We start from the raw sequence: 7,590 nt of genomic DNA on the forward strand, positions 1-7,590 counted from the left end.
AAAACCCAGCTACAGGGCGTCGACTTGCAGAACTTCCTCGAGAATCTCAAAACCATCGACCTTTACGATCCACAGTACGCAGCCGGCGATGACCCTAATGTAGGAAGCCAACCGTGGGACGATGCGGTCGAGCGGAATAAACTACTCAATGGCTGGGGAATGACCGACCAGGAGTGGTCAGATATGAACGCGGCGATCCCCTACACCGGTGATGACAGAGAACGCGCCAAAGCCATCTTTCAGTACCGAAAAAACAAAGCTGAAATGGCTGTTCGTCAGCAGGTAGCAACCAATAATTTTAAACAAAATCTCACAGACCAAACCAAACAGGTTCAAGGCTTAAATGACGATCTGCAAAACCTTGGTGACAACGACCAGTTGAAAACTATGCAGCTTCTTGCCCGGCAGAATCAGGTCATGCTTGAACAAAATCTGAATCAACAGGCGCAGACCAATACCGATTTCAGCATGTCGAATCAGCTTGCTAACGACTATTTCAATAAAATGGCCAGAACCCGGGCTTTGAAAGAGCAACGTATGGCTGAGGCTTTTGAGGGTAAAAACTGATGAAATTTATTACTGGTGCTATAGCCGTATTCCTTATTGTCCTGTCGGCTAACGTCGGCGCTGCTGAACGGCATGTAGACCCTATCCAAAATGCGGTAGACGAACGTCACCAAAAAATGGTGCCCGAGTTAATGAAGACCTGCGATGCAAAAAATACGGGAGCATGCAAAGACGAAGCGCGCATGAAAGCAGAGCAAGCAGTGCCGTCACGAGGGACAAAAAATTACTGCCAGCAGGCATATGGAAAACTGTCCCCGGGACAAAAAAAACAGAAATTACGGGATCTGATCGTGCTTTATGACGAGCTTGATGGGCAGTCAAAAGCCACTCGGTGGGCGGGTAAAATCACGCAATTCGACGTGGATTATGAGATCTCCTGGCTTATGGGAAAGCTGGGAGAAAGCGGTGGCGATATTACCGCAGCAAGGCTGTATTTTGGTTTGCCGGTTGGTAACTGAAAGCGAAATCAGAATGACGGCCGCGTGAGTGGCCGTTTTTTTTGCACAAAATAAACAGCGACGGTTTGCGATACCCGTTCAGGGTGATCGTGCCGTTGGGGGAGCCACAAACGACGGAACGCCCCAGCGTTCCGAGTCCGCCTACGGACGATTCGTGCAGTGGGGGCAACGCCCCCCCGTCTAAGCCGAAGGCGCCTGACCCACACCTTAAAGGCTTGTGAGTGAAACGAGCTGCCGTCTTAAGGGGTGGGTCAGGCGTCGAAGACGTCGGACGGGGCTGGGTGAATCTGAGGCCGCAGCGGCGTTCAGCCGCGAAGGTCTTAGAGAGGGTGTAACCCTCAAGGGTCTGATTTTCGTCCAGAAAATTAGTCCCTCATGCCCTTGTGTGTGTTTTGGTTAAGACCAAAACACACATCTCCCCCTCTATGTTGCCCCCTATTTTACCCACTATGTGAAAAAAGAGGCCGCCATAGGGGGTAAAATAGGGGGGTGAGGCTCAATAATTAGCCTAAATTTACGCGGCGTAAACTTTCAGATATCCGGCGACGCCAATCTGAAAATCTGAGTATCCATGATCCCCTTACCATCGTTTCCAAAACGCCCAACGCAATTTTTTTGCCACGGTTTCGGGAACTACGTCAGGTTTGTGTTCAAGACGTAACATCATGCCTTTCAGTTCAGCCACCTCCTGACGCAATGACCTGATCTCAGCAAGCAATACATCATTATTACCTGTGCCAGAAGGCTGTGCCACAGTGTGCCGCTCACGCGTGCCATCGTCAGATAGCGGACCATAGACACGCATAAGTTCACTGGTATCAATTTCACGATGCCCGTTATCGTTGGTACGCCAAGACAAGCGGCCTGCCGCCATATCACGGTAAAGTGTACGGCGGCTTTTACGCGCCAGTTTCTGTGCCTGTGACACACTGTGCCAAGCCATAAAACACCCCTATATAAAGTGGCACACAAGGATAAGAAAGGAGTGTAACGCGAACACATTGAGAGTGGGCGATATTCCGCTTCCTCGCGTTGACAGACTTCGCTAGTCAACACTGCGGCGAGCGGTGCGGTTCGAGGGAAAAAATGAGTGTGAAGAAAAATCATGGGATAACACTAGAGAGAAGACGGTATGGGAAAAGACGGAGATGGCGCAGCCCACCGGGCTGTTTTTTCATAGGCTTCGCCCTCCTGACGAGCTTCACAGAAATCTTGCGATAACCGGCGCTCAAATCAGAAGTGGCGAAACCTGACAGGACTTAAAGATGCCAGACGTTTCCGTACCGGCGACTCCCTCGTGCGCTCTCCTGTTCCCACCATGAGGTTTACCCGTTGCAGACCGCCGTAAGGTGGCGTTTTCTCATTCCTACCCGTGCAACTGGGTTCCTGTTAGGTGGTTCGCTCCAAGCTGGACTATCTGCACGAACTCCCCGTTTAGTCCGACTACCGCGCCGTATCAGGTAACACACTCTTGAGTCCAACCCTGACAGACACGACGAATCGCCATTGGCGGTAGCCATTGGTAACGGGTGTACAAGATTACTGATGCAGAGTTCTTGAAGTTGAGGCCGAATTACGGCTAAACTGAAAGGACGAATTAGGTTTCAGTGGTCTTGTACACCCTGTTACCGCGGTTCAAAGTGTTTGCTGACACTACGAACCTTCGGAAAAACCGCCTTGCTGGGCGGTTTTTTCGTTTCTGGGCAAGAGATTACGCTCAGATGAAAAGGATCTCAAGAAGATCCTCGTTTCCCATGCTGTAGCAAATGCCGATATAAGCTCTACATTTTTGGCAAGCACATGCTCCGTTATGAACTGAAATCAGAAAAACAACAAATTAGAACAAGTACTTTAAAATCAACATGTTGATGAAATTATCTTTTTTTACGGCTGCATTAGCATACATTTTAAAGAGATGACTTTTACATCACAACTCAAACCCTTAGTTGTAATATATATAACATTACCACATTTGATTTCATATAGTTAATGTACATTTCTGTACTGATGGTGCTCCATGTAGTCATAAGTCTTCATTTAGATATCTGCATTGATGTTGTACTGAATTACGGGGTTGGCTTTGTTATAGTAACTATGTCGTAGCGACTGACCGGATGAGATTGAGCGCTACCCAGCAGGAAAAGTGAGACTCCTGTGTTCGCGCAAGGCGAACCCAAGCGAAAGCTAGTGGTGTCCGGAACGATTATCAAGAAAAAGAAAAGGCACCCTTGTGGTGCTTTTTTTCTATCTCTTCGTCGCAAGCTTCTTGCCACAAAAAACCATACCGCATAGGGCAACAAAGCCTACTCTTCCCAAAAGGTTCGGCGGGCCATATCCTTTTTCTTCATGGTAAGCACTCTCAATAACAATATTTAAATCCTGTAAGTGTCGCTCTGAAGCCGGAGATTTTCTTATCTCGAAAAACAAATGATATGGTCCAGCTGGGTCATCAATTGTCACTGTGTAAGCCCAGTTTCTCCTGGCGAAGGTCTGGTAAACCTTCTCCTGAGGATTAATTAATCGTTTAATGATGTCCGGGAGACTCAAAGACAACCGATATCTTATCGGGCAAAATGTTCTCTTATTTCCACTATGATCCTCAATAGCAGGCTCACCGGCTGGATGAGAGAAAGAGTCATAACCTCTTGTGAAACAATGGTTAGTAAATCTCACGTGCACTCTTAAACTTTTCCTCGCCATGTCACTATTAACTATCATGACGAAGGGATCTAGATGCTCAAAGTCGTAAGCATTCCCAGAAATTTCTAACGCTGGAAAATAACTAGCCATAAATCACTCCCATTTAGCACCTACCTCCTGCATACGGCCTGCTAAGGCGTTGTAACGCTCATCTTTTTCCTTTCCCTCATAGAGATTTTTTATTACAGATAAAGGATTGAGCAAAATCACATATTGAAACTCACCTGAGGTCCCCGGCTTTGTTGTTATGAAGCCTAGCTCTCTTATCTTCTTCATCCTTCCTGTCCAAGTCGTCACTGCTCTTTGGCCACTAAATCCTGCCTCATATGCGATTCCTTCTTTATCTCTAATTTCAACAAACCCTTCGTCGAACACTCGACACCAAAGAGCAAGGTAAGTTTGAGATAAAGGAGAGCCAGTCCCTCCAAGAAAATCTAATATCCGGTTAACGTAAGTTAGAGTTCTGGGTACTGTAGTAAAACCATCATGGTCATGGCGATTCCATATATTTAGGTTGTCAAGTTCCCCCGCCCACAAGTCCTCAAGTAAGTTTTTCCTTTTTGTGGCTATTGTCCTTCTTCCGGCCTTCTTAGCTCTTCCTGACACTACATTTTCCTCTAGCAGTAACTCTTTAGATTTTTCAGACACTCTATTTACCTCCAGTAGTAATTTGATGATTCAATATTATATTAATATCCTTTTAAATCAATGAGTTATATCATGGTTTATGCTTGGCTGTGATGTTGTACATCTACATATAGAGTGTTCATAAAGAAAAATTAATTACAACTAAATAGTTGAGATGTAATAAACAAAACATGCACACCTATAAAAACAATAAGTTACGCACCATTGCTGTACTCGCTGTGCTGAATGTGCTGAATTGTGCTGAATGTGCTCGTTGTGCTGAATGGGATGAAAGGGGCAGATAAATCAAAATTAGAGAAAAATAATTGAAGTGGTCATAGGCCACTGCGCCTACAACTGAGCATTACATCTCATCCATCACGACTTCGCCCCCCCTCTCTGTAGGCGTAAAATGGACTTTGCTATTACGACCGTAACTAGTTCCGAATTAATCCACTGAGGAAGTCAAAATGGGCATAAACGTCATTCATGCTGTTCTGGATGCCTTAAACAGCTCGGAGTCGCACATCGGATATGCATCATGGTTTGGTGCTCCCGATCTTTTCTCCATGCTGATGTTTTTCTTTGCCGCGCTTATGGCAACCATTCATCTCATGCCGCTAGGCAAAAAAATCTGATTCCAAGCTGCCCAGAGGGCGGCTTTTTTGTATAAGCCCTATACTCGCATTTACCATAACATCCCTTCTCTGCACCGCCTCAACGGCCCTCTGCGCGTTTTGATGTCCAACACGCTGTTTTTGTCCACCTTACCCCCTGAAAACCGCCCTGAATGGTACTGATAACTTTTGAGCCGGTGAATAGCTATGCACGTAAACCGGCGGCGGAGATTTTAGCCGCTAAAATTTAGCGAACAGGCCAAAATCCCATTTTTTATGACGCGGTTTCAAAATAATAAAAGCCGCTTATGCGGCTTTTATTTAAGATTTAACTCTATGTTATCCGGCGTTTTTATCGGAGCCTTCCGCATCATTTGCAACGCGCTTAATCATATTGAAAACTCCGTCTTCCCCGTACTCCCTAACCAACCTTCTCAGATCCCTCTGCGCCTGGCTCTCCTTTTTAGCCACGGCATTTTCATGACATTGGCTGAAAACGGTCAGCGGGTCTTTTTTCAGCCTTTCCTGATCTTCTTTCGTGATAAAGAAAAGGGATTGCTGAGTTTTATTACCCACGTCTGATTCAGTTTCAACCTTACGACTTGAGATAGGGAAAGAGTGCTTTTTCTCTAAGGAATGGACGACTGCAGATGCACGATTTACACAACAATCAGCAGGGATTGTATATCCGGAGGTGGTTAACGATTTGCTGTCGAGTAGCAATGCAGCGAGAACGCATGACTCGGTTCGGGTGAGGGAGTTAATGACATCAACCGCGTCGGGATGGGGATGAAAAAAAGCGATCAGCTCGTCATGCGCTTTTTCTGGGGTGTAATCATCGGTTACTTTACGCATGGCAATCCCCTTTGATTAAAAGAAGGGATGATGTTTGCTTAGAAATTACTAATTTACTCATAAGGATCTATCTCCAACACTGAAGGATAAACCCAGTTAAGCGGCCTCTTTCTACCCTGCACAGCGCAGAATAGATCGCAAAATCTTCTGGAATTTGGTGACAAATTCCCGCAATAATGCGCCACGGCCTGATACGAGTTGCTAAACAAAGCAACCTGCATCAGGTCGTTTTCAGTCTCTGAACTGGAAGTGGCAGCTATCAAGTGCTTAGGTTCCGACGCCCGTACCTGATAGCTGCCTTTTTGTTTTCTGATGCTCACTGAGCCGCAGACCTTCATTCTACTAAACATCCCTGCTCATGTCCTAACCTTATTGAGTGTCTAGATCCGTTTATCCACGCAAACCGCCTTCAAATCGATTCTAAGAGACTTTTACAAAAAAAACGGACTAGACCACGCATTCGTTTTAAAACGAACTGGTGGCCACTCTGATGGCATTTGAGTGGTATGTATAAATACACATAAGGTTCTCTGAAGATCTTCAAACATCGTCGAAAAGGGTGTTATTTGCGCACTTTATATCGCATGACTTGGTAGCAAGTCTCGAAATGTCAGCTATTGAAGCTGAACGTTGACGGGGAGATCGATTGGCGCGACTATTGTCATAGTTCGCAGGTTATAAGCAGCACGGTCATTCTTAACGCAAAAAAGCCTAGCCCACCAAGCTAGGCTTTTTTGCGTTATTGGCTCGGGTACAGATTTTTAGATATCAAAAAGTTGGTTGCGTCCTCCGCCAGGTCAGTGATTTTATTCCGTTCAAAACATTCCTTGATATCGAAAGGTTCTCCTTTTGCCACCTTCCTCCAGAGAATGAACCCATCAAACGCCCTGATTATCTGGGACGTAATAGCCCAGTCACCGCTTTTTTCCCATTCAGGATATGCCAGAATAAATTCATCCTGCAAAATTTCTGACTCATCTAAATCATCATCATTTAAGTCGATTCCCGTATTGAGAGCAGACAACGAAGGGCGCTGCGCCCTGCCACTTTCTTTTTGAGTTTTATTGGCCTGCCTCTTTCGAGGATCCCCCGAAATCTGTGCACCCGATTTTCTTTTTTTATTCATAGCCGCCGCCCTCCTTAACATCGGTCAAGATACTCATCAGAGCATGATAATAGCAAAACGACACGGTCACTAATTGGACTACCTGCCCACCTTTGGTACCATTATCCAGCCGGTTACGCGCATCCTCCGGCCGTTAAGCGCCTCCAATCCGCCACGTCCTGTGGTGAGCATTCCTTACATCCGAAACGGTGATCCCGGACAGATTTCAATCTGCCCGGGGAAGCGTTGGTCAAGCGTCAGCGCGACAGAGCCGTACAGGAAGGTTTACTCAGCGAAGAAAGGATATGCGCATGCACTTAAAAACACTGTTTTTCCTCACATCTCTCCTGTCTGGCTGCTTATGTATGCCCGCTTACGCCATTATCCCGGTAACAGATGCGACACAAATCGCCGGACAATTACGGGAAATATCGCAGGGTATCCGGGATTACGAGCAGTACATGAAACAAACCGTACTGAGCAACTCGCAGCTGTTGGAAGCCTATAAACGCTACGATCAGATGCTGGCTGATTATCAGCAGGTATTACGTGAAGCGGAGTCGCTGAAAACCCAGCTACAGGGCGTCGACTTGCAGAACTTCCTCGAGAATCTCAAAACCATCGACCTTTACGATCCACAGTACGCAGCCGGCGATGACCC

The 7,590-nt window shown here is 46.3% G+C and carries 8 protein-coding genes and 1 pseudogene; 4 read left to right on the top strand and 5 right to left on the bottom strand.

All coding sequences use genetic code 11. The annotated features are described in order from the left end of the window. On the top strand, positions 1-567 hold a 567-nt coding region (locus M2403_RS24755), incomplete at its 5' end, for a hypothetical protein (protein WP_259231248.1). After that, a complete protein-coding gene (locus tag M2403_RS24760) occupies positions 567-1,025 on the top strand; it encodes a hypothetical protein (RefSeq protein ID WP_259231249.1) in 459 nt (152 codons plus the stop codon). The genes M2403_RS24755 and M2403_RS24760, both read left to right, overlap by 1 nt. 580 nt (positions 1,026-1,605) lie before the next feature. Here the strand turns inward: M2403_RS24760 and M2403_RS24765 are convergent. The 3 genes from M2403_RS24765 to M2403_RS24780 form a co-directional block, all read right to left on the bottom strand. Beyond that, on the bottom strand, positions 1,606-1,968 hold the full coding sequence (locus M2403_RS24765; protein ID WP_259231250.1) for an entry exclusion protein 1: 363 nt from the start codon (positions 1,966-1,968) through the stop codon (positions 1,606-1,608). 1,301 nt (positions 1,969-3,269) lie between these two features. Further along, positions 3,270-3,815 carry a hypothetical protein gene (locus M2403_RS24775; RefSeq protein ID WP_259231251.1) on the bottom strand — a complete coding sequence of 182 codons (546 nt, stop codon included), beginning with the start codon at positions 3,813-3,815 and terminating at the stop codon, positions 3,270-3,272. A gap of 3 nt (positions 3,816-3,818) precedes the next feature. Continuing rightward, positions 3,819-4,373, bottom strand: coding sequence for a hypothetical protein (locus M2403_RS24780; RefSeq protein ID WP_259231252.1), 555 nt, complete (start codon positions 4,371-4,373; stop codon positions 3,819-3,821). A 449-nt stretch (positions 4,374-4,822) separates the two neighbouring features. Between M2403_RS24780 and M2403_RS24785 the strand changes: the two genes are divergently transcribed. Further along, positions 4,823-4,990: a hypothetical protein gene (locus tag M2403_RS24785; protein WP_259231253.1), complete on the top strand. Its 168-nt coding sequence runs from the start codon at positions 4,823-4,825 to the stop codon at positions 4,988-4,990. 318 nt (positions 4,991-5,308) lie between these two features. On the opposite strand, the gene M2403_RS24790 is transcribed toward M2403_RS24785, so the two are convergent. Together M2403_RS24790 and M2403_RS24795 are read right to left on the bottom strand one after the other, a co-directional pair. Beyond that, positions 5,309-5,824: a hypothetical protein gene (locus tag M2403_RS24790; RefSeq protein ID WP_259231254.1), complete on the bottom strand. Its 516-nt coding sequence runs from the start codon at positions 5,822-5,824 to the stop codon at positions 5,309-5,311. Between the two features lie 739 nt (positions 5,825-6,563). Beyond that, positions 6,564-6,950, bottom strand: coding sequence for a hypothetical protein (locus M2403_RS24795; protein ID WP_259231255.1), 387 nt, complete (start codon positions 6,948-6,950; stop codon positions 6,564-6,566). A gap of 290 nt (positions 6,951-7,240) precedes the next feature. Between M2403_RS24795 and M2403_RS24800 the strand changes: the two are divergent. Beyond that, positions 7,241-7,590: pseudogene (locus tag M2403_RS24800) on the top strand (hypothetical protein); the annotation flags it as partial.

Source organism: Rahnella sp. BIGb0603 (assembly GCF_024808755.1).
Lineage (GTDB): Bacteria > Pseudomonadota > Gammaproteobacteria > Enterobacterales > Enterobacteriaceae > Rahnella > Rahnella contaminans.